The following is a 22,122-nucleotide window of genomic DNA, read 5'->3' as shown; positions in this document are numbered from 1 at the left end:
CGCAAACCCCTGAGAAGATGCACATACTGATTGATATCGGCAACTCCACCATCGTGATCGCTGTAGCTGACAGCGATGGGAATATCCGTAGCACATGGCGGTTCAAGACCCTGAAAGACGAGACCGTCAGTTTCTTCCGGTATGAGCTGAAGACAAGCATGAGGAAATACGAGGTATCGCTGACTGACATCCAGTCTGTCACCATCTCATCAGTAGTACCCGAGGTCAACGATGATGTTGCCCAAGCTATCATCGACCTTACCGGTATCGTACCACGTTTCTTTAGTATCGATGATGCGATGAAGGTGATTGACATTCACGTGGAATCACCTACACAGCTGGGCAACGACCGTCTGGCTGATGCTATCGGGGCTGTCCTCTGTCATGGAGCACCTGCCATCGTCATCGATATGGGCACAGCCACCACCGTCGGCGTGATCGACGAGCATGGTTGTTTTATCGGTGGCATGATCATACCAGGTGTGAAGACCTCGTTAAACGCCCTCTGTAAGAGAGCATCTCAGCTTCCTGCTATCAACATTGAGAAACCACACCATCTCATTGGTCGCAACACCTTAGAATGCATGCAGAGTGGTATCGTATATGGTACTGCTGCCATGATTGACGGCATCATCGACCGTATCAAACCCACACTCAACGGTGCCGTACATATCATCGCCACTGGTGGCATGGCCAAGCAGATCATTCCTTACTGCAAGAACCAGATTACAAATGATGAATACCTGCAGTTCAAGGGACTCTTTAAAGCAATGCAACTATGAACTACCAACTGGTCATCCTGGGTTCTGGCAATCTCGCCACACAACTGTCACTGGCTCTGCAAGACAGCGGACACAACATCATGCAGGTGTACAGTCCCACCCCGGAGCACGCCACAACACTGGCCAACAAACTAGGTTGTCAGGCTGTTTCAACGCTGTCTGATGTCCGCACTGATGCAGACGCTTATATCATAAGTGTCAAGGACGATGCCATCAAAGGACTGGCCGAGACCCTCTGTCCAGACAGGACGAAGGCTGTGTTCATGCACACAGCAGGCAGTGTTCCTATGGAGATCTTCGACACACAGGCTGTTCACTATGGCGTACTCTATCCCATGCAGACGTTTTCCAAGACGAGAAAGGTCGACTTCAAAGAGATACCTTGTTTTGTTGAGGCCTCCGATGCAGAGACGCTGACCATGGTCAAAACACTGGCTGAGAGCATCTCGGACCATGTGCAGGAGGTCGACTCGTCAAGAAGGGCCAAGCTCCACCTGGCCGCCGTATTCGCAGCCAACCTCACCAACCACTGCTACCGTTTGGCCGAACGGATACTGCAAGAGGAAGAAATTGACTTCCGCCTATTCCTACCATTGATAAAAGAGGTGGCTAAGAAAGTCACCGTCATGTCGCCAAAAGACGCTCAGACGGGTCCTATGGTGCGTTACGACGTCAGTGTGATGGACAAACAGCTATCGCTGATCCACGACGAACGTACACGCCAGATCTACCGCCTCATGGCCGACAGCATCCATGACGACGCCACCCAACATCATCTCTAAAACCAAGGTTCCTAAGTCTGCGCTCCCTAAGTCTGCATTGGTACCTTCGTTTGTCCTAAAAAAGTGCTTGTCTGAAGTTGTGAACTAGAAAAAACCGAGGGGGACTTTTATTCCTTTTTTGGTTTGTTGAAGCATCGAAGGGATACCCCATAATTTACCTCACAGATTTGGTCGTTTCAGACAAATTGCCTATATTTGCCCTTGGTATCAACCATATATCGCATGGGATTGTAAAAGAACAGTTCTTCTGTGATGGCCAACGGCAACATCAAGCACCTGGAGCGCAGGGGCAGGATGCAGAGCGGGTCATACGGTGTCGTCGACAACCTCACGATTGCCTATAGCGGTAACATTGTGAATCCTTCTGAAGCAGTTGAGTTTTGGTTATATACCTGGGAATAAAAATAGAGTGATATGAAAAAGATACTATTATTGCTATCGTTTCAGTTTTTGTCTATAGAAACAAATTGTGCAAATATTGACAGTCTGATGATTAGGTATGATGATTGGGATAAATATCCTGTTCAGGTCTCTACGTGCTCTAATTTTGAGAGACAGAACGGGTATACGGAAGAGTATATTGTATCGTCTCAGAATCATATAGATACTCTTAAACACCTTCTGTCTCGTTTGCCAGAAACAGAAGATGTATACTTTCCTGTAAGATGTAAACTCTATTTCTTCGATTCTGATACTGTTAGGCAGGAAGTTTGTATGAATAAGACTTATATCGTTCAAAATGGTAAGACTTACGCAAATAATGATACCATTGTGAACTATATTAACCGTATGCGGTGCGAAAGTACTCCAAGTGATGATAAAAGGTTTATGCCTGATCATATAGGCGCCAATTATATTGAAGGGAATGACAGTTTATTTCTTTTACTGCAGAAGAAGATAGACGAGATAGCTTGTTTCTTGAAATATGAAGGAGAAATGGTGATGAGTGTAAAGTGTAAGGCAGACAAGGAGGGAAACACGACAGATACGAAAGTGAAGGTAATCAGACCTCAAATACCCACAAAGATAGAGGAGGACATTGCCCAACGATTAAGGGAATATGTGATATCGGATGTTCATTGGGAGAAGGACATCAATAGGGGAACACTTGACTGGATTATCTTTTCTATTCGATATGTTGGAAATAATCAGTGATGGAGATGTCGGTAGCAAGAATAGTTGAGCGCAGGGGCAGGATGCAGAACGGCAAGTATGGTATCGTGGACACGCTGAAGGCGATGGTGCTGAACCGCGACACCCAGCCCTACAAGTACATATCTGATGGAAAGATGGAAATACCTGTTATAGGAACTAATAATGATATATTAAAGACAATCTATATTAATTTCGACAAATCAAACAATGTCACAAGTGTAATCCGCTAATTTATTATAGTATATGAAGTATATCGTAATAGTTGCTCTCACGGTATTAATCAGCCTTAACATGTGGGGAACTCCTGCAAGTGTTGATAGTTTGGGGATGGAAGATGATTGGTGCGCCATATGTTACAAGACGATTACAGATGTCGATTCTGTATTTTGTGTAAACATATCCACTCTTAAGAAGAGAATAAAGAAAGAAAAGATATGTAGACTGAATGAAGCAGAAGATAGTAAACAACGGGATTTCCTAGTTGCAATTTCTTATATGTCTGATAGAAATTTTTGGGGGGCTACTCCACATGAGATGCCTCGAATAGACAAAAAACTTTTAAAGGAAATAAAGCTTTGGTATAAAGGACATAAACATCTTATAACGTTGGATATACTAAGACGGTTCTATTGTGCGGTTTATCCTCCTCTTATGAATATAGAAGAAATGGAAAGATATTTTGAAGAATTAGACAAATATGTAATAAGGGATTGAGTTAGAAGCATTATAGCCCGTGGGCTGTTTTTGTATTTGTGACGGGTAGTACATATAATCCGCCTCACAGATTTGGCCGTTTCAGACAAATTGCCTATATTTGCCCTCGATATAAAGCTTTCTACCTGCATAAGATATTGCATGAAACAGTTACTTATTCTATTGACGTGTTGTTTGTTGGTGAGTTGTGGCACATCCATGTCATGTGAGAAGTTCTTTGGTACAGTAAGTACGAAAGACATACCCGATGTCTCTTTGGATTCTGTTTCTTTCAGAACAAGTTATATAGAAGGAGATTGTGTTTCATGTGGTACTATCTCTGAGCCTCTTTTTGACTATGATATCAAGTATGATACGCTATCACATTATAGTGTAATTGTCCTAGGGAAAGTCGTATTTGAGAAAGATAGCTGTCAAAAGGAGGACTATAAAAGAGTATATGCAGTAGAAATAAATAATCTTGTTGTTCAAAAACAACATTTCCCACGGGAATTCTATTCTGATTCAAATCATAAGTGGAGGCATAATACCCCTTGGAAAAGATGTCCGCTACCGAAAAAAGTTTTAGAAAAGATCAGGAATGATTTCCTGAAGCGAAAGAAATATGTAAGATACACTTTTAAGGAAGCAGATGCAAGTAGCGTTTCTGAATCATATTGCTATCGCCTATATTAAAGAATCTCGCGCATAAATCTGATGTGAAGGAAATATGTATGTAAAACCAGTCTGTCACAAAGATGGCACGATAGATGTGAATAGGAGAATGATATGTAATATTACTTAAGGGAGAAATATTGCCTACGGTTGCAGAGCGGTCCCTGAGCCTGTCGAAGGAACTATGATTAAATAGACTGCAATCTCACCACGGATACTTCGATGCTTCGACAAGCTCTTCGACTGGCTCAAGGATTGCTCAGGGGTCTCAGGACAAAACTGTGCGAGGATTTTGGAATATGAAAGGAACCTAGCAGATGAATTGAGGAGGCGAGGCAAATTGGATGACCGGAAACATCAGAGACCATAACATATTCGACTTATGAATTATAGATATATCATATTGAATGCCCGTTCTGGGGCTGGGTCAGGATTTGGTAAGGAGTTTGATAATAGGTTTGACTATAACACATGGTTTATATCTAATTACCTCTCATTGCAAATCAGGAAGATGCATATTCCATCAGACGGACCATACAACATGTTCTTTTGTCAAATCACGAGAGAGCTGAGTTCGATAAAAGAGTGCTCGGTTTCTTGCATGCATGTAAGTCTCCATGTGGAGGATGAAGAGATTCGTGATTATCTGAATCTCTCTGATGAGACCGCACGCTTTGAATATTATCTGTCTTTGTTGGAAAGAGCCTATCGCCTAGCCTCTACAGTTCGTCATATTCCTTTGGACATATTTCTGAAACTTCATCAGGAATTCAGAGCCAATGGATATAGAAATGAGAGATTGTTCAAGAAGAAGCAATTTAAGGATTATGGCATCAAGATAGAGTTGAATCATGTTCTTAGCTCATATAGTTATAATTTGGTTTTGTCCGTCCGTGATCTTCATAATAACTTGATAGGTAAAGGCAGTATTTATGAGACTTATCCTGATGACATCTTCTTTAATAAGAATGTTAGACATCTAGTTGTTGAGGACGGAAAGATGATAGTTACCGACTTCTTAGATCATCCACAATTTGTATGCAGTTTAGATGACATGTCAAAGGGAGTTATAAAATCTGTTTGTGTCAACAAGAATACCCAGGAATATATCCCGAACGAGAATAATAAGGCTGATTTTGAGAAGTTAAAGTGGTAAGTTTAACGTAAGAAACATTTGTCATGAAAAAGTGCCGAAAAAAGTGTTCGGAAGAAGTTGCGAACTAGAAAAAATAAGGGGGACTTTTATCTCCTTTTCCCCCTGTTTGGCGTAGAGATGTGGGCTACTTTGGGTAAGGGTGGCTTCTAACGGTTAAAGAGATAATCTCCATGACGGTAAGGAATGGCACTTACGAGTGAAGGAGATAATCTCCATACCCTATAAGGGATTATCTCTTTCGTTCGTAAACCCTATCTCCACGACTCTTGGAGCCTATCTCTTTGAGGGAAAAGTCCTACCCCTTTCTTGTATTTATATAATCGTCTGATAATAAGATGATTACATAAACAACTCATAACTTGCGTGTAGGAGGCGCACTCTGATGTTCCTGTCTGCCACGCGAGTTATGAGCGGTCGTTTGTAAAGATATATCACAATAGATATTATATCACTTACCTACAATCTTCGAGATGTCCATCATCATACCACCATTGCCTGTCATGATCTGAGGCATCTTGCCGTCCCATTTCTCAATCATGTCCTCTTGGACAATCATCGGAGAGAGCGAAGCAGCGATGGTGCGGTTATAATAGGCTTCTGCATCAGCTTTGATCTTCATGGCCTTGGCATTACCTTCAGCCTTGGCAACGGCAATTTTAGCATTGGCCTCAGCCTCCTTCACCTCGTTTTCGGCTTTCAGAGCGCTCTGGATGGCGGTATTCTTGGCATCGATCATCGAGAGCAGCGATGAGGGAGGAGTGATCTTCGAAGTAAACTCCTCGACAAGGAAGCCCTCGGCCATCAGCGATTTCTCCAGACGGGCACGTACGTCGCGTTCGAAATTAGCACGATTCGACATCAGTGAGTCAGAGGTATACTGGTTGGCACAAGTACGATAGGCCTCGTAGATACAGGTACGGATATAGCCTTCTTCCAACTCCTTCACACCCACACGGTACTTGGTGAAGATGTCACAGGCCTTATCAGGATTGATACGATAGGCAATGGTTGGATCCATCTCGAAGAGCGAGGCATCCTTGGCATTAACAGAGAATGTCTCGTACTGCTTACGCTGTGTAAATGTCGGGTAGGTAAACACACTTGTGGTGATGGGATTATAAAACACCCAACCCTTGCACGTGCCTTCCACACCACCATAATCCTGCTCGTTGAGCGACCATTTATGAAAGCGGATGCCCACCTCACCGGAGTCGACCACTGTACAGCACATCGCAAAGAATATCATCACAAAGAGAATGGCACCACCGATGACAACCAGCGGTCGCCATCTCTGATCTACACTTTTCAAACCAAATTCCATAAAATCTTTAATCGTTTAATTTTGTCAATAATTCAATTGCAAATATATTGCTTTTTTTCCTTTTAACGTCACTTTTTAGGAACATTTTCACAACTATCAGTCTTTTCTTTTGGCGGTCTGCTCACTTATTCGTATCTTTGCACCCTCAAACTATAATGTACGGAAACAATAAAAAATAGACATACAATGGATTACAACTTCAGAGAAATTGAACAGAAATGGCAGAAGCGATGGGTGGAGAACAAAACCTACCGCGTGGTGGAGGACAAGAACAAAAAGAAATTCTACGTACTGAATATGTTCCCCTATCCGTCTGGCGCCGGCCTGCATGTTGGCCACCCCCTCGGATACATCGCTTCGGATATCTACGCCCGTTATAAGCGTCAGCAGGGTTTCAACGTCCTGAACCCGATGGGTTACGATGCCTACGGTCTGCCGGCAGAGCAGTATGCCATTCAGACTGGTCAACATCCTGAGAAGACCACCTTCGAGAATATCGACCGCTATCGTTCGCAGTTGGATAAGATCGGCTTCTCGTTCGACTGGGAGCGCGAGGTGCGCACTTGTGATCCTATCTACTACAAATGGACGCAGTGGGCTTTCCAGCGGATGTTCAAGAGCTACTACAGCACTTCCTCTCACAAGGCGCAGCCTACCATCAAACTCATCGAGCACTTCGAGCTGATGGGAACGGAGAATTGTAACGCCCTCGGTACTGAGGAGCTGCACTTCACCGCTGCCGACTGGGCCGGCTTCTCTGAGAAGAAGAAGCAGGAGGTGCTGATGAACTACCGCATCGCCTATCTGGCCGATACGATGGTGAACTGGTGCCCGAAGCTCGGCACGGTGCTGGCCAACGACGAGGTGGTCGATGGTGTCAGTGTACGTGGCGGCTATCCTGTGGTACAGAAGAAGATGCGCCAGTGGTGTCTCAGAGTGAGCGCCTACGCTCAGCGCCTGCTCGACGGTCTCGATAAGATCGACTGGACCGACTCACTGAAGGAGACGCAGCGCAACTGGATCGGTCGCTCTGAGGGTACTGAGGTTGAGTTTAACGTCGCTGATTCAGATAAGCACTTCACCATCTTCACCACGCGTGCCGACACGATGTTTGGTGTGACGTTCATGGTGCTCGCTCCAGAGAGCGACCTTGTGGCCGAACTCACCACGCCTGAGCAGAAGGAAGAAGTGGAGAAATACCTCGACTACGTGAAGAAGCGCACTGAGCGTGATCGTCAGATGGATCATAAGGTGACTGGTGTGTTCTCTGGAAGCTACGCCATCAATCCTTTCACGGATGAGAAGATCCCCATCTGGATTGCCGAATACGTATTGGCTGGCTACGGTACGGGTGCCATCATGGCTGTGCCTGCCCACGACAGCCGCGACTACGCCTTCGCCAAGCACTTTGGTCTGCCCATCATCCCACTAATCGAAGGTGCAGATGTCAGTGAGGAGAGCTACGACGCCAAAGAGGGTATCGTCTGCAACTCTTCATCTGCGAAGTTCTCACTCAACGGTCTGACCGTTAAGGAGGCCATCGCCGCCACCAAGAAATATGTGACAGAGCAGGGACTGGGTCGTGTGAAGGTGAACTACCGTCTGCGCGACGCCATCTTCTCTCGTCAGCGCTATTGGGGTGAGCCGTTCCCTGTGTACTATAAGGACGACATGCCTTACATGATTCCGAAGGAGTGTCTGCCTCTGGAACTGCCTGAGATCGATGAGTACAAACCCACGGAGACTGGTGAGCCCCCATTGGGACGCGCTAAGATGTGGGCTTGGGACACAGAGAAGAATCAGGTGGTCTCTAAGGATCTCATCGACCATAAGACCATCTTCCCCTTGGAGCTGAACACCATGCCTGGTTTCGCTGGTAGCTCGGCTTACTACCTGCGATACATGGATCCGAAGAATGAGACTGCTCTTGTCAGCAAGGATGCTGATGAGTACTGGCGTAATGTGGACCTCTACGTGGGTGGTACTGAGCACGCCACTGGTCACCTGATCTACAGTCGTTTCTGGAACAAGTTCCTCTTCGACTCTGGCTACAGCTGCGAGGACGAGCCTTTCAAGAAGCTGGTTAACCAAGGTATGATCCAGGGACGCTCCAACTTCGTGTATCGTGTCGAGGAAGGTAGCGAGAAAGGTAAGTTCGTCAGCTTCGGACTAAAGGATCAGTACACCACGACACCTATCCACGTCGACGTCAATATCGTTTCTGCTGATATCCTCGACATCGAAGCCTTCAAGGCTTGGCGCCCCGACTATCAGAATGCAGAGTTCATTCTCGAGAACGGTCAGTACAAGTGTGGCTGGGCCATCGAGAAGATGTCGAAGTCGATGTTCAACGTGGTGAACCCGGATATGATCGTTGAGAAGTATGGTGCCGACACCCTGCGTCTCTATGAGATGTTCCTCGGACCTGTGGAACAGTCGAAGCCCTGGGATACCAACGGTATCGATGGCTGTCACCGCTTCCTGAAGAAATTCTGGAACCTCTGCAGTTCAGCATGCGACTGTGACGCAGCCACAGACCCAACGCCTGAGAACCTGAAGAGCGTGCATAAACTCATCAAGAAAGTGTCACAGGACATCGAGCAGTTCAGCTATAACACCTCTATCTCTGCCTTTATGATCTGCGTGAACGAGCTGTCTCAGCAGAAGTGCAAGAACAAGGAGATGTTGAAGACTCTTGTAATCCTCATCGCTCCCTTCGCACCTCATATCGCTGAAGAGCTGTGGGAGATGATGGGTGAGCAGGGTAGTGTGTGCGACTCACAGTGGCCTACATGGGATGAGCAGTATCTGGTAGAGAGCCAGGTCAAGCTGGGCATCGCCTTCAACGGTAAGGCCCGCTTCGAGATGCAGTTCGCTGCCGATGCCGACAATAAGACCATCGAGGAGGCTGTGCTGGCCGACGAGCGCGCTCAGAAATACATCGACGGCAAACAGATTATGAAGGTTATCATCGTCCCTAAACGTATGGTGAACATCGTATGCAAATAAGAGAATGACAATCAATCACCAAATGATATGGAATGAGGTGAAGGACTATTTCTTCATCACGCTTGGCCTGGTGTTGTACACCATCGCCTTCACCGTGTTTCTGATGCCTTATCAGATCGTGGCTGGAGGTGTGACGGGTCTATCTGCCATCATCTACTATGCCACGGGCTTCCATCTGGAAAATACCTATATCATCATCAATGGTATCCTACTGCTGGTGGCACTGAAGATCCTGGGATTTAAGTTCCTGATGAAGACTATCTTCGCCATCCTGTCACTTTACTTCCTGTTGATGTTCGCACAGGAGATCATCCCTAAACAGCCTAACGGACTACCTATCAAACTGATGGGTGAGGGACAGGACTTCATGTCGATGATCATCGGCTGTGTCATCACAGGTATCGCCCTGGCTACGGTGTTCCTCCATAACGGCTCGACAGGTGGTACGGATATCATTGCTGCCTCTATCAACAAGTACCATAATGTGTCATTAGGCTCTGTACTGATTGCGGCAGACTTCTGTATCATCGGCTCCTGTATGTTCTTCCCACAGTTCGGAACGTATATCGAACGAGCTCATAAGGTGATGTTCGGCTTCTGCGTGATGGCCATGGAGAACTATGTCCTCGACTACGTGATGAACGCCCGTCGCCAGTCGGTACAGTTCTTTATCTTCTCGCGTAAATGGCAGGAGATAGCTAATGCCATCGGCACTCAGATGCACCACGGCGTGACCATCCTCGACGGACACGGCTGGTACACTGGCAGGAAGATGAAGGTGCTCTGTATCCTGGCCAAGAAGAACGAGAGCGTGAATATGTTCCGTCTGATCAAGATGATCGACCCTAACGCATTCGTCTCTCAGAGTTCTGTCATCGGTGTCTATGGCGAGGGCTTCGACGAGATGAAGGTAAAGATCAAGAAGAAAGAAGGCGATATAAAAGGAATACAAAAGAAACTGGAAGGAGAAATCAAGGAATGAGAATTGTATTCGCAACGAACAACAAGAATAAACTCTCTGAAATCCGTTCGATACTCGGAGACAGCATAGAGGTGTTGTCACTGAAGGATATCGGTTGCGACGTGGACATACCTGAGACAGGAAAGACTTTGGAAGAGAACGCACTTCAGAAAGCACAGTATGTCTACGACCACTATCATATCGACTGCTTTGCCGACGATACTGGTCTGGAAGTCGAGGCACTCAACGGAGCACCTGGCGTCTACAGTGCCAGATATGCGGCGCTCCCTGACAATCCTCTTGGTGGAGCATCCACGCTTGTCTCGCACGACTCTGAGGCAAACATGGCACGTCTTCTCTACGAATTAGGAGAAAATAACAATCGTCATGCAAGATTCCGTACGGTCATTGCGTTAATACAGAAAAAGAATGTATGTCCGTGCGGATGCACCTCTATCAAGGAAATCCATCAGTTTGAGGGCATCGTCGAAGGAGAGATTATTCGTGAGCGCAGAGGAGGGGAGGGCTTCGGCTACGACCCAGTCTTCCAGCCAGACGGTTACGACAAGACCTTTGCTGAGCTCGGCATGGATGTCAAGAACCGGATCAGTCACAGGGCGCGTGCCACAGCAAAACTGGCAGAGTTCTTACTGAAAAGGTAGAATAATACAAGAGTGAAAGAGTAAAAAGGTATGAGAACAAGACAATACACGATCAAGAATTTGGTAAAATGGTTCATACCTTTTTACCTTTTTACTTTTTTACCACTACAAGCACAAGTTGGTACCTGGAAGAATCAGCTCGCCTATCATGAGATACAGGATATCTGTTCCATAGGGAATGAGCTCTTCGTATTGGCCTCTAATGCACTCTACCAATACCATTTGAACGATCAGAGTATCGTTACCTACGACAGGACCAACGGACTCAGCGATACATATATCACACATATCGCCTGGAGCCAACAGGCCAGACGTCTGATTATCATCTATGGCAACTCAAATATCGATCTGATAGACCCCGATGGTAGGGTGATCAATATCTCTGCCCTCTACGATAAGACGATGACAGAAGACAAGACGATTACTGATGTTAGAATCGATGGCGTGTTTGCCTATCTCGTCACCAACTTTGCCATTATCAAGGTAAATATCCAAAAAGCGGAGATAACAGGTACTTATACGCCTAATCACCCACAGTATCCTACCTCACTACCTGAGAAGAACAGGACCGACTATGAAAAGTATATCTCTATGGTCTCTACGCTGAAGCCTGTCGGACCTGTCTATAATCATCACTATGAGTCTACGTTCACCCATGGAAGACTGTTCACGACTGGAGGCTATTTTCTGCCTGGTATCCCTGATCCTAATCGACAGGGTATCATACAGATGTTTGATGGAAACAATTGGACTTCCTACGACGAGACTGTCAATCAGACAACAGGCTATGATTATAAGGATATCTGTTGTATAGATGTTGACCCTTACAACGAGGCACATGTCTTCGCAGGAGGAAGATGCGGACTTTATGAGTTTATGAATGGAAAACTTGTCCGATATTTTAATCAAGATAATAGTCCGCTGAAAGGAGCCATAGACAGAGGGACAGCACTTGGTAATGACTATGTTCTCATTCTGGGTATCAAGTTCGACAACGATGGAAATCTTTGGGTGCTCAACAGTCAGGCCGACGGTGTCAGCTTGTTGGAGTATACGACAGAGAAAGAATGGATAGACCACCACCATCATCTGCTCGCTGACAATCATGGCGTCAGTCTGGCGGCCTTACGTTGTATGTCATTCGATAACAGAAATCTATTGTGGTTTGTCAATGATAATTGGTTCGACCCTGCTGTTTTCTGTTATGATAAAACAAATGATGTGGTACATAAGTATAGTACTTTCATCAATCAGGACGGAACGAAATACAATGTAAAATGGGTGTATTGTGTCTGTGAAGATAAGGAAGGTGATATATGGATAGGAACGGATATCGGACCTTTCATTATTAAGCATGAAGAAGTGGGACAGGAAGAGGTTACCTTCTATCAGGTGAAAATTCCTCGGAAAGATGGTACCAACTATGCCGACTATCTCTTAAATGGTGTCAGCATCAACAGTATAGCTGTCGATGGTGGTAATAGAAAATGGTTAGGTACCGATGGGAATGGGGCCTTTCTGATCAGCTCCGACAACCTTGAACAGTTAGAGAACTTCACGTCCGAAAACTCTAAACTCATCAGTAACCATGTTTCCTCTATCTCAATCAATAACCAGTCTGGCGAGATATTCTTTATCACTGACAAAGGACTCTGCTCTTATTTGGGCTTTGCCACCGAACCAAAGGAAGAGATGACAAAAGAAAACGTCTACGCTTACCCTAATCCTGTTTATCCAGACTATACAGGGCTTATCACCATTACTGGTCTGACCTTCAATGCCGATGTGAAGATTGTTTCTTCAAATGGGGCACTGATAGCAGAAGGACGAAGTAACGGCGGTCTGTTCACGTGGAACGGATGTGATCGTAAAGGCAAGAGAGTAGCCAGCGGTGTCTATATGGTAGTCACCGCGACCTCTGATGGTAAAAAAGGAGTTGTCTGTAAGATCGCAATAATCAATTAAAACAATAACTGCTAACTTTAACTCAGTTCAAGCATACGTTCGATAGGCTTGACGGCTTGCTTTGCTATCTTCGGATCAATCTTTATCTTCGGACTCTCATTCTTCAGACAGTTGTATACTTTCTCAAGTGTATTCATCTTCATATACTGACACTCGTTACAACTGCATTCTAAGCCGCTCTCGCTGATTTCTGGTGGCACAGGTATAAATAGTCTATCAGGACAAGTTCGCTGCATCTCATGTAAAATACCTGCTTCTGTAGCTACTATAAACTGTCTCTTATCACTCTGCTGAGCATAGCTAAGCATTGTTGCAGTCGAACCCTTCACATCTGCTATAGCTAATACTGGAGCCTTGCATTCCAAATGAGCCATCACCACAGCATCAGGATATTGTTCCTTTAACTCGAGTATTTTAGAAACAGAGAAACGTTCATGCACATGACAACCACCATTCCATAATAGCATATTACGGCCAGTCACCTCATTGATATAATTCCCAAGATTATAGTCAGGACCAAAAATCAATTTAGCATCTTTTGGTAACTGATCTACCACCTTCTTGGCATTACCACTGGTAACAACCACATCTGTCAGAGCCTTTACTGCTGCCGTTGTATTAACATAAGAGATGACCTGATAACCAGGATGCTCATCTTTGAATTTCTTCAAGTCTTCTGCCTTACAAGAATCAGCTAAAGAACAACCCGCATTTAGATCTGGACATAATACTATTTTATCTGGAGAAAGCAATTTACAGGTCTCAGCCATAAAGTGCACGCCACACATGACCATCATCTTCGCATCTGTCTCTGCAGCCTTTCGAGCTAAAGCTAATGAGTCGCCAACAAAATCTGCGATATCTTGAATATCACCTATTGTATAATAGTGTGCAAGAATAATAGCATCTTTCTCCTTACACATCTGACGGATCTCTGCCTTTAAATCCATCCCCGAGCAAAGCTCACCTACCTGTTGCCTTTCTGTTTTCAACATCACAATATTATATTTTTTCTTTTTTATTCTTTTTAAAAAATGAAATGAATAGTATGATATGCCGTTTATTACTTGAAAACTTTTCTTGTATTTGTTTGGAGGAAAAGTTATACTATTGTAATCATACGTTATCCATACTGTTTGTTAATTCTTTCATTTTGATAATGAGCACATAAAGTATTTTATCCACAATCTTCAATTTCGGTGCAAATATAATAAGTTTATATCTTTTTTATGCAAATTTACGTGGAAATCTTTAGAAAAACTAGAGAATAAAGGTGTGGATATACGCCTTTCTATAGTCTCCTTAGAATACCATTATATTTATCCACTACGTTTTCCACAGACTTATCCACAGGTTTTCCACATAAAATTTGGTACTTTGCTTTCTAAGTTGTAATTTTGTTGCTGAAATGAAAAAGCTAAGAACGATAGAGATAGAACGCCTTTCTGTGGAACAGTTTAAGGAGGCAGAAAAACTACCACTGGTAGTGGTTCTTGACGACGTGCGATCTATGTACAATGTTGGAAGTGTTTTTCGTACAGGTGATGCCTTCCGTATAGAAGCGGTTTACTTATGTGGTATTACTTCGACACCTCCTCATACGGAAATCCATAAGACGGCATTAGGCGCGGAGGATAGTGTCTGTTGGAAGTATTTTAAGAACGCTCTTGAGGCCATAGATGAGTTAAAGAGGGAGGGTTATGATGTCTATTCTATTGAACAGGCACATGGATCTACAAAACTTCAGACCTTTGAGCCCTTGCATGGAAGGAAATATGCTGTCGTTCTTGGCAATGAGGTGAAAGGCGTCCATCAAGAAGTGGTTGATGCTTCTGATGGTTGTCTGGAAATTCCACAATTCGGCACGAAACACTCTATGAATGTATCTGTAACAGCAGGTATCATCATCTGGCATTTCGCAAAACAACTTCTTTTTTAATTTTTTTCTTGTTTTTGGTGTCACAATTAGGCATGTTCAGCGTAAATAGGATAAAAGCAGTACGAAAGAATGACACCAGAAGCGTTTAAAAACGGAGCTGAATCTCTAAGAAAGCAGTTGGTCGGCACAGCAAGAAAATATCTAAGCAGTGCCGATGAGGTGGAAGATATCGTACAAGACGCCATGTTGAAGCTCTGGCTGATGCATGAGAAGATTAATCCTCCTATTAATGGTTTGGCTGCCGTTGTAACACATAATCTCTGTATTGACTATCTGCGCAGAAAGCATCCTGCCATAGATATTGCTAAGTTGCAGGAAAAAGAGGATATCAGCGATGATGGTGAACAGATAGAGCAGATGTTGCAAATTATCGATACGTTACCTTCTACTCAGCGTACTATTCTCAAGATGCGTCACTTAGAGGGGATGCAGATGAGTGAGATAGCTATGGTATTGGGTTCGACTGAGGTAGCTGTACGCAAGACACTAAGTCGCGCTCGTATGGCTGTTCGCAGAAAACTTATCGCGGTAATGGCGGCAGCTTGCCTGATAACAGCAGTTTCAGTGCTTACTGTCTATTGTTTGAAACAAGAGCAACAAGAGGAGTTTGTGGCTTATGTATATGGTAAGAAATACACAGACAAGACAGTTGTTATGCAGGAGATGAAACGGACTATAGGAGAGATTACAGAGAATAATCCTCAGGACGAGATAGAGAACCAGTTAATTGAACTATTTAGTGAGTAAGAATATGAAACGGAAAGTATTTATTTTTATCATGTGGCTAGCGGCTGTCATAACAGCACAGGCTCAAAGCGGACTAAGTGTCTCACTGCTTTTTGAGGGAAAAATCATTCCTCAGGAGCGGATGATAGAGACTCGCGTAAAAGGAAAATCACTGACTAAGTATCAGCTAAGTTTTTTCCGTAGTGTTCGTTTTGATTTGATGGATGTAAAAGATATCCGCCGCATCAGAAATCTTGTCGAACAAGACCAGCAGCATAGTATCAACAGCCAGAGTCAGAAAAATCACTCGTTGGAGACGATTATGCTGCAACTACCCAAAGAGAATGGTAAGAACCGATATCTGTGTTATAAACGTCTGAACTCAGAGATAACAGTCGTCTATATGGAAGGTTCGCTCTCTTCACTCGATAATTTAAAGAATATATTAAAATAAAAAAGGAAAATGGATATGAAAAAGTTATTGTTTCTATTGTTGTTGGTAATGCCGTACGCAGCCAACGCTCAGGAAAACGACACATTGACAATTCTTAAACCTCAGAGAGTGTCTATTATCACAGGTGATTCTATTCAGAAGATCAAGGTCTATGGAAAGGAAGATAATGATAGATACACTTATGAGAACAGTATCCAACTGGTCGACTCCAACTATGTAAGTGAAACAACCATCAACAGAGATTGGGGTATTTTCAATGTGGGACTGGGCAAGGATAATTTTACAGATGAATACCCTTATGAGGTGAAGACTGCCTTTTCACATCTGGGTGTAGGTCAGTGTGTAGCCATTGATGGTGATAATCGTCTTTCTATCTCGACAGGAAGTTCGTGGGAATTGTTTTGGACAATACTCCAATGGAAAATCTACGGAAAGGGAAAGCACAACGGCTATTCTTTCGGAATAGGATTAGACTGGCGTAATTATCGGATGACGGGATTTTCTCATTTTGAGAAAGGAAATAATGGAGTTGTGGGTCTGGCTAGCTATCCCGAAGGCTGTGAGCCGGATTTCTCACGCATTAAGATCTTTAGTCTCCAGTTTCCTCTGATGTGGAACTATCGTTTCAACAAGCACTGTTCATTCTCCTTGGGAACGGTTTTCAACCTCAACCTTTATGGCAGCATCAAGAACAAATATAGAGATGCTGATGGACAGAAGAGAAAAGAGACAGTCAAACATATACATCAACGTCCTTTCACTGTCGACATCATGGCTTCAATGAATATTCGAAGCCTGCCGACTATCTATTGCAAGTATAGTCCAATGAGTATTTTAAATTCTGATTTTGCCGATCATAGCAATTTCCAACCGCTTTCGTTCGGTTTTATTTTCTAATGTAATATAATAATGTGAAAAAAGGTGGCAGTAATCATGCCACCTTTTTTATTTATTCTTCAGGCTTGAACTCATCCTTGCCAACGCCACAGATGGGACATACCCAATCATCTGGAATGTCTTCAAAGGCTGTTCCTGGCTCAATACCACTATCAGGATCACCTACAGCGGGGTCATAGACGTAACCGCATACTTCACAAACGTACTTCATAAGCATAATAGTTTAGTTATTAATAATAGACTGAATCCGCTCTACTATCCGCTCGGGCGGAATGTTTTGTAAACAGGCATAATCACCGCGCTGGCAGGGCTTATTGCCGAAGATACTGCAGGGGCGACAATCCAAGTCGAGCTGGATGATATTGTCTTTGTTGTTGTTGAAACCTAAGAATCCAGCCATCGGGTGGGTGGCACCCCAGATGCTGACGACAGGGATGCCTGTCAACGATGCTAAGTGCATATTGGCAGAATCCATGGAGATCATGGCATCAAGATGACTCATCAGTATAAGTTCCTGATACATGGTCTCACAGTGCTTACTCACATACAAGCACTGCCGATACTGTGCACACCATAACTGAAAGTACTTGTCTTCCTGCTCTCCTTTCCCAAAGAAAAAGATGCGTATATTGGAGTGTTTCTGTATCAGTTGGAAGATCACTTGTTCCATCAGTCGAGGAGGGTAAACCTTTCCTTCATGCGCGGCAAAAGGAGCAATACCTATCCATTGCTCGAAACTTTTCCTCGGTCCAATTGCTGCAGGCAGCAGGTTTTGGTTTCCTCCTTCTTTCGGAAAGATGGAATGGAACTTCTTAATGTCGACAGGATAGCCAAGACGCGCAAACACTTCTGCATAATTCTCGAACGACGAGGGCAGCGGCTTTTTCACCTTGTGTTTATAAGAGGTCAGCTGCCTGCGCTGGTGACGGTGTTTGTTGACATGTTCCACACGATACCTTCCCAGATTAAAGCGCATCCTGAGGTATTCGGAACGTAGCACGTTGTGTAAATCGGCCACCTTGGTAAACTGCTTGGCCACAAGTCTGCGGTAGAGCGCATTGAGTCCTTTCACCCCGTGATACTCCTTTTTAAGGTCGGCCTCCATGAAATTGACGTTGGGGGCCAGATCCTCAAATAGGGTTCGGGCAAATCCTTTGCTCAGCACGGTAATCCTAATGTCCGGATATTGTGTGGCCAGGGCCCATACCACAGGTACGGCCATAGCAACATCGCCCAATGCGGAGAATCGGATGACAAGGATATGCTCTTTTTTCATCAGCACTATTTCTGGTTATACAGAATAGGGTTGGTAGCAGGGTCGTTATACATCTTCATCTGGCGGTACACCTTCATATACTTACGACCAGCCTCGATATCCTCCAATAACTGGTCAATGGCCAGAGAGAGGTCCTTCTGCTGTTCTAACAGCACGTCGAGTTTAGCTTGGCATTTTGCGATATGTTCTGGTTCAGCATCCTTGCGCTCCACCTGCTCCTTCATGTGGTAGATTTTAAGAGCCAGGATGCTCAGACGGTCTACCGCCCAGGCAGGACTCTCCGTGTTGAGACGGGCATCAGGTAACACTTCCACTCCGCTATACAACTGGCGGAAGTATGAGTCAATCTCTTCGACAAGGTCTGTACGATCCTGATTGCTTCTGTCGATACGGCGTTTCAAGGCAAGTGCCTCGACAGGGTCGATATGCGGATCTCGGATGATATCCTCATAGTGCCACTGTACGGTATCTATCCAGCATTTTAAATAAAGACTATGCTCAATACTATCTTTCTGATAAGGGTTTCTGATAGGCGTATTCACGTCATCAGTAAGGTGATAATCGTTTATCGCCCGATTAAAAATCTGGTTTGCTTGTTTTGTAAATGACATGGTTTTATTTGCTTTTATTCCGCAAAACTACATAAACTTTTTGAATTAGCCAACCAAAATAGTGGAATTTCATATATTATTTTGGTATTATCTCATAAAAACAAAGAAATAAGAGTTATTTTTTGCACAAACACCCTATTTCTGTGCAAAAAGAAGTCAGTTTTTCTTAAAAAAGTTTGCGTAAGTGAAAGAAAATGTGTTACTTTGCACCCGATTTCGGCGAAAAGCCGGTAATTACTTCAAGATAGCAAATTCATTATTAACATTTTAAAGTTTAAAAATTATGTCAGAAATTGAAAGCAAAGTAAAAGCGATTATCGTAGACAAACTCGGTGTTGATGAGGCAGAAGTAAAGGCTGAGGCTAGCTTCACAAACGATCTGGGCGCAGACTCACTGGATACCGTTGAGCTGATCATGGAGTTCGAGAAGGAGTTCGGTATTTCTATTCCCGATGACAAGGCAGAGAAGATCGGCACTGTAGGTGACGCTATCGCTTATATCGAGGAGAACGCAAAATAAATATTTTAGAATTGAAGAATTGAAGAATTCATTCATTGAAGTTCACGCTTCAAGCGCTTTTCTTCAATTCTTCAATTTTTAATTTTATAGAAATGGAATTAAAAAGAGTAGTTGTAACAGGTCTTGGCGCAGTTACGCCAGTCGGCAACACTCCTGATGAGATGTGGAAGAACCTGCTCAACGGAGTGAGTGGAGCCGCACCTATTACAAGTTTCGATACAACACAGTTTAAGACAAAGTTTGCTTGTGAGGTGAAGAACCTCAATGTAAACGATTATATCGACCGTAAGGAGGCTCGTAAGATGGACCGCTACACGCAGCTGGCCCTGATTGCTGCCAAGCAGGCTGTAGAGGATTGCAAGATGGATCTGGAAGCTGAAGACAAGAACCGTATCGGTGTGGTCTTTGGTGTCGGTATTGGTGGAATTAAGACCTTCGAGGAAGAGGTAAAGTACTATGGTGTACACGAGGCCGATGGTCCTAAGTTCAATCCGTTCTTCATTCCGAAGATGATTGCCGATATCGCAGCCGGACAGATCTCCATCATGTATGGCTTCCATGGTCCAAACTATATCACGGCTTCTGCCTGTGCTTCTTCTTCGAACGCATTGGCTGATGCCTTCAACTTGATTCGTCTGGGCAAGGCAAACGCAATTGTTGCCGGAGGAGCCGAGGCCGCTATCTGCGCCACAGGCGTAGGAGGTTTCAATGCCATGCACGCTCTTTCTACTCGTAACGACGAGCCCGAGAAAGCCAGTCGTCCGTTTAGCGCCAGCCGCGATGGCTTCATCATGGCCGAGGGTGCAGGTTGTCTGATTCTTGAGGAACTGGAGCACGCCAAGGCTCGCGGTGCGAAGATCTATGCCGAGATGATCGGTGCAGGTATGAGTGCCGATGCTCATCACATCACCGCCTCTCATCCCGAGGGTCTCGGTGCAAAGCTGGTGATGCAGAACGCTCTTGATGATGCACAGTTGAAGCCTGAGGATATCGATTATATCAATGTTCACGGCACGTCTACCCATGTGGGTGATATCTCTGAGGCCAAGGCCATCAAGGAGGTATTTGGCGACGCAGCCTTCAAACTGAATATTTCATCTACGAAGTCGATGACTGGTCACCTGCTTGGTGCTGCCGGAGCCGTTGAGGCTATGGTCACCGTATTGGCTGTGCAGAACGATATCGTTCCTCCCACCATCAACCATGAGGCTGGTGATGAGGATCCAGAGATCGACTATAATCTGAATTTCACATTCAATAAGGCTCAGAAGCGTGAGGTGCGTGCCGGATTGAGCAACACCTTCGGTTTCGGTGGTCATAATGCATGTGTGGTATTCAAGAAATTTACAGATTAAGTGAGCAGAATGCAAATACACTTGCATTTTTCGAACGATAGTAAATTCGCTGTAAGCAAATATGAGGCTTAATAATATCATTGATAGATTGAAGCTCCCTTTCCGTAAGGAGAAGGAGCTTTTTTCTTCTCTTTATGCGATACTGGGTTTCTATCCTCACGACATTGCTTATTACAAGCAGGCGTTGATGCACAAGAGTGTTCATCGTCGCAATGCGAAGGGTAAACCCTTAAACAACGAACGACTGGAGTTCCTGGGCGACGCCATCCTCGATGCAGTCGTGGGCGATGTTGTCTATCAGCACTACGAAGGGAAGCGTGAGGGATTCCTCACCAACACCCGCTCAAAGCTTGTCAGTCGCGAGACACTGGGGAAGTTGGCCACAGAGATGGGACTGGGTAATCTGCTTTTGTCGGCAGGTCATTCCACCTCGCACAACAGCTATGTCGAAGGGAATGCCCTTGAGGCACTGGTGGGCGCCGTCTATCTCGACAGAGGATATGATGCTTGCATGTGGTTCTGGAAGAACCGTGTGCTTGGCAAGTATATCAATATCGACAAGGTTGCTTTCAAGGAGGTCAACTTCAAGTCTAAGTTGTTGGAGTGGTCCCAGAAAAACCGAGTCCGTCTGGAATACAAGATGCTGAAGCAGAAGAAGGATGACAACGGTAGTCCAGTCTTCAGCTTCCAGGTGGTGCTCGAGGGTGTCGAAGGAGAGAAAGGCACAGGCTTCTCGAAGAAGGAGGCCCAGCAGTTGGCATCGAAGGAGACGTTACAGCGCCTGAAGCGCGAACCGCAGTTTGTCGATGCAGTCTTCGCAGCCAAGACAGAGCGTACGAAGATGGAGGAAGAACCTGCCGTAGCTGTACCAGATACGGAGCAGGAGCAGAACTTCATCATCGAGCAGCCTAAGGAGGAGACGCCCGCGGCAACAGAGTCGACAGAGACAGCCCCTAAGCGTGTCCGTAAGGAGAAGACTCCGAAGACTGATGCCCAGACAGCATCGGCAGAGGATACTGACGAGAAGTTCTTCGCAGAACGGAGCGATCTGGTCGATTATGACCTCTCTGACATCTCCCATAAGGAGAAGTCGCGTGAGGATATCATCGCTGAGGCCGAGGCAGCCGCCTTCGAAGAAATGTAACAGCTTGAAGCGCGCTCAGAGTTTCCTCCGAGGAAACCC

23 protein-coding genes are annotated in these 22,122 nt (G+C 44.9%); 18 read left to right on the top strand and 5 right to left on the bottom strand.

Going from position 1 to position 22,122, the window contains the following annotated elements:
* The first annotated feature begins 17 nt into the window (after positions 1–17).
* From BLU99_RS06015 to BLU99_RS05985, 7 genes are all read left to right on the top strand, one after another.
* The gene (locus BLU99_RS06015) at positions 18–782 is read left to right on the top strand and encodes a type III pantothenate kinase (RefSeq protein WP_091900277.1); all 765 of its coding nucleotides are present in this window, start codon (positions 18–20) and stop codon (positions 780–782) included.
* Positions 779–1,564, top strand: coding sequence for a Rossmann-like and DUF2520 domain-containing protein (locus BLU99_RS06010; RefSeq protein WP_091900276.1), 786 nt, complete (start codon positions 779–781; stop codon positions 1,562–1,564). Before BLU99_RS06015 ends, BLU99_RS06010 begins: the two co-directional genes overlap by 4 nt.
* Positions 1,565–1,816: 252 nt before the next feature.
* Positions 1,817–1,966, top strand: a complete 150-nt coding sequence (locus BLU99_RS12250; protein WP_176771063.1) for a hypothetical protein — start codon at positions 1,817–1,819, stop codon at positions 1,964–1,966.
* Positions 1,967–1,978: 12 nt separating this feature from the next.
* Positions 1,979–2,719, top strand: coding sequence for a hypothetical protein (locus tag BLU99_RS06005; protein ID WP_091900275.1), 741 nt, complete (start codon positions 1,979–1,981; stop codon positions 2,717–2,719).
* 5 nt (positions 2,720–2,724) lie between these two features.
* Entirely contained in the window at positions 2,725–2,949 is a 225-nt protein-coding gene (locus BLU99_RS06000) for a hypothetical protein (RefSeq protein WP_144006100.1), read from the top strand.
* A gap of 13 nt (positions 2,950–2,962) precedes the next feature.
* Positions 2,963–3,433 (top strand): hypothetical protein, encoded by a 471-nt coding sequence (locus BLU99_RS05995; protein ID WP_091900273.1) that lies wholly within the window; start codon positions 2,963–2,965, stop codon positions 3,431–3,433.
* Between the two features lie 1,036 nt (positions 3,434–4,469).
* Complete coding sequence (locus BLU99_RS05985; protein ID WP_091900271.1) at positions 4,470–5,243, top strand: hypothetical protein; 774 nt, start codon at positions 4,470–4,472, stop codon at positions 5,241–5,243.
* A gap of 448 nt (positions 5,244–5,691) precedes the next feature.
* On the opposite strand, the gene BLU99_RS05980 is transcribed toward BLU99_RS05985, so the two are convergent.
* Positions 5,692–6,564, bottom strand: a complete 873-nt coding sequence (locus tag BLU99_RS05980; protein WP_255397465.1) for a prohibitin family protein — start codon at positions 6,562–6,564, stop codon at positions 5,692–5,694.
* Between the two features lie 186 nt (positions 6,565–6,750).
* On the opposite strand from BLU99_RS05980, the gene leuS reads away from it, so the two are divergent.
* From leuS to BLU99_RS05960, 4 genes are read left to right on the top strand one after another with little or no spacing between them, the layout of a single operon-like run.
* The gene (leuS, locus tag BLU99_RS05975; protein ID WP_091900270.1) at positions 6,751–9,573 is read left to right on the top strand and encodes a leucine--tRNA ligase; all 2,823 of its coding nucleotides are present in this window, start codon (positions 6,751–6,753) and stop codon (positions 9,571–9,573) included.
* Positions 9,574–9,577: 4 nt separating this feature from the next.
* Positions 9,578–10,555, top strand: coding sequence for a YitT family protein (locus BLU99_RS05970; protein ID WP_091900269.1), 978 nt, complete (start codon positions 9,578–9,580; stop codon positions 10,553–10,555).
* Positions 10,552–11,196 (top strand): non-canonical purine NTP diphosphatase, encoded by a 645-nt coding sequence (locus BLU99_RS05965; RefSeq protein WP_091900268.1) that lies wholly within the window; start codon positions 10,552–10,554, stop codon positions 11,194–11,196. The genes BLU99_RS05970 and BLU99_RS05965 overlap by 4 nt, the downstream gene beginning before the upstream one ends.
* Before the next feature lie 30 nt (positions 11,197–11,226).
* Positions 11,227–13,161 (top strand): type IX secretion system anionic LPS delivery protein PorZ, encoded by a 1,935-nt coding sequence (locus tag BLU99_RS05960; RefSeq protein ID WP_091900267.1) that lies wholly within the window; start codon positions 11,227–11,229, stop codon positions 13,159–13,161.
* Positions 13,162–13,178: 17 nt separating this feature from the next.
* On the opposite strand, the gene nadA is transcribed toward BLU99_RS05960, so the two are convergent.
* On the bottom strand, positions 13,179–14,156 hold the full coding sequence (gene nadA / locus BLU99_RS05955) for a quinolinate synthase NadA (protein ID WP_091900266.1): 978 nt from the start codon (positions 14,154–14,156) through the stop codon (positions 13,179–13,181).
* Between the two features lie 413 nt (positions 14,157–14,569).
* Between nadA and BLU99_RS05950 the strand changes: the two genes are divergently transcribed.
* The 4 genes from BLU99_RS05950 (at position 14,570) to BLU99_RS05935 (ending at position 17,177) form a co-directional block, all read left to right on the top strand.
* A complete protein-coding gene (locus BLU99_RS05950) occupies positions 14,570–15,100 on the top strand; it encodes an RNA methyltransferase (protein ID WP_091900265.1) in 531 nt (176 codons plus the stop codon).
* 69 nt (positions 15,101–15,169) lie between these two features.
* Positions 15,170–15,847 (top strand): RNA polymerase sigma factor, encoded by a 678-nt coding sequence (locus BLU99_RS05945; protein ID WP_091900264.1) that lies wholly within the window; start codon positions 15,170–15,172, stop codon positions 15,845–15,847.
* A gap of 4 nt (positions 15,848–15,851) precedes the next feature.
* On the top strand, positions 15,852–16,280 hold the full coding sequence (locus tag BLU99_RS05940; RefSeq protein WP_091900263.1) for a DUF6108 family protein: 429 nt from the start codon (positions 15,852–15,854) through the stop codon (positions 16,278–16,280).
* 15 nt (positions 16,281–16,295) lie between these two features.
* The gene (locus BLU99_RS05935) at positions 16,296–17,177 is read left to right on the top strand and encodes a hypothetical protein (RefSeq protein ID WP_143065725.1); all 882 of its coding nucleotides are present in this window, start codon (positions 16,296–16,298) and stop codon (positions 17,175–17,177) included.
* 52 nt (positions 17,178–17,229) lie between these two features.
* Here the strand turns inward: BLU99_RS05935 and rd are convergent, their stop codons facing one another.
* The 3 genes from rd to BLU99_RS05920 are packed head-to-tail and all read right to left on the bottom strand — an operon-like array spanning position 17,230 to position 19,064.
* Positions 17,230–17,394 (bottom strand): rubredoxin, encoded by a 165-nt coding sequence (rd, locus tag BLU99_RS05930; RefSeq protein WP_255397464.1) that lies wholly within the window; start codon positions 17,392–17,394, stop codon positions 17,230–17,232.
* Positions 17,395–17,400: 6 nt separating this feature from the next.
* On the bottom strand, positions 17,401–18,453 hold the full coding sequence (locus tag BLU99_RS05925) for a glycosyltransferase family 9 protein (protein ID WP_091900260.1): 1,053 nt from the start codon (positions 18,451–18,453) through the stop codon (positions 17,401–17,403).
* 5 nt (positions 18,454–18,458) lie between these two features.
* Positions 18,459–19,064 (bottom strand): DUF4254 domain-containing protein, encoded by a 606-nt coding sequence (locus BLU99_RS05920; protein ID WP_091900259.1) that lies wholly within the window; start codon positions 19,062–19,064, stop codon positions 18,459–18,461.
* Between the two features lie 283 nt (positions 19,065–19,347).
* Here BLU99_RS05920 and BLU99_RS05915 point away from each other — a divergent pair, with 283 nt between their 5' ends.
* The 3 genes from BLU99_RS05915 (at position 19,348) to rnc (ending at position 22,083) form a co-directional block, all read left to right on the top strand.
* The gene (locus tag BLU99_RS05915; RefSeq protein ID WP_013065488.1) at positions 19,348–19,584 is read left to right on the top strand and encodes an acyl carrier protein; all 237 of its coding nucleotides are present in this window, start codon (positions 19,348–19,350) and stop codon (positions 19,582–19,584) included.
* 92 nt (positions 19,585–19,676) lie between these two features.
* Positions 19,677–20,939: a beta-ketoacyl-ACP synthase II gene (gene fabF, locus BLU99_RS05910; protein ID WP_091900258.1), complete on the top strand. Its 1,263-nt coding sequence runs from the start codon at positions 19,677–19,679 to the stop codon at positions 20,937–20,939.
* Positions 20,940–21,000: 61 nt separating this feature from the next.
* Entirely contained in the window at positions 21,001–22,083 is a 1,083-nt protein-coding gene (gene rnc / locus BLU99_RS05905; RefSeq protein WP_091900257.1) for a ribonuclease III, read from the top strand.
* The last annotated feature ends 39 nt before the right edge of the window (positions 22,084–22,122 follow it).

This window comes from Prevotella sp. lc2012, assembly GCF_900107065.1.
Taxonomy (GTDB): Bacteria; Bacteroidota; Bacteroidia; order Bacteroidales; family Bacteroidaceae; genus Prevotella.
This window is presented reverse-complemented; position numbering and strand designations above follow the sequence as displayed.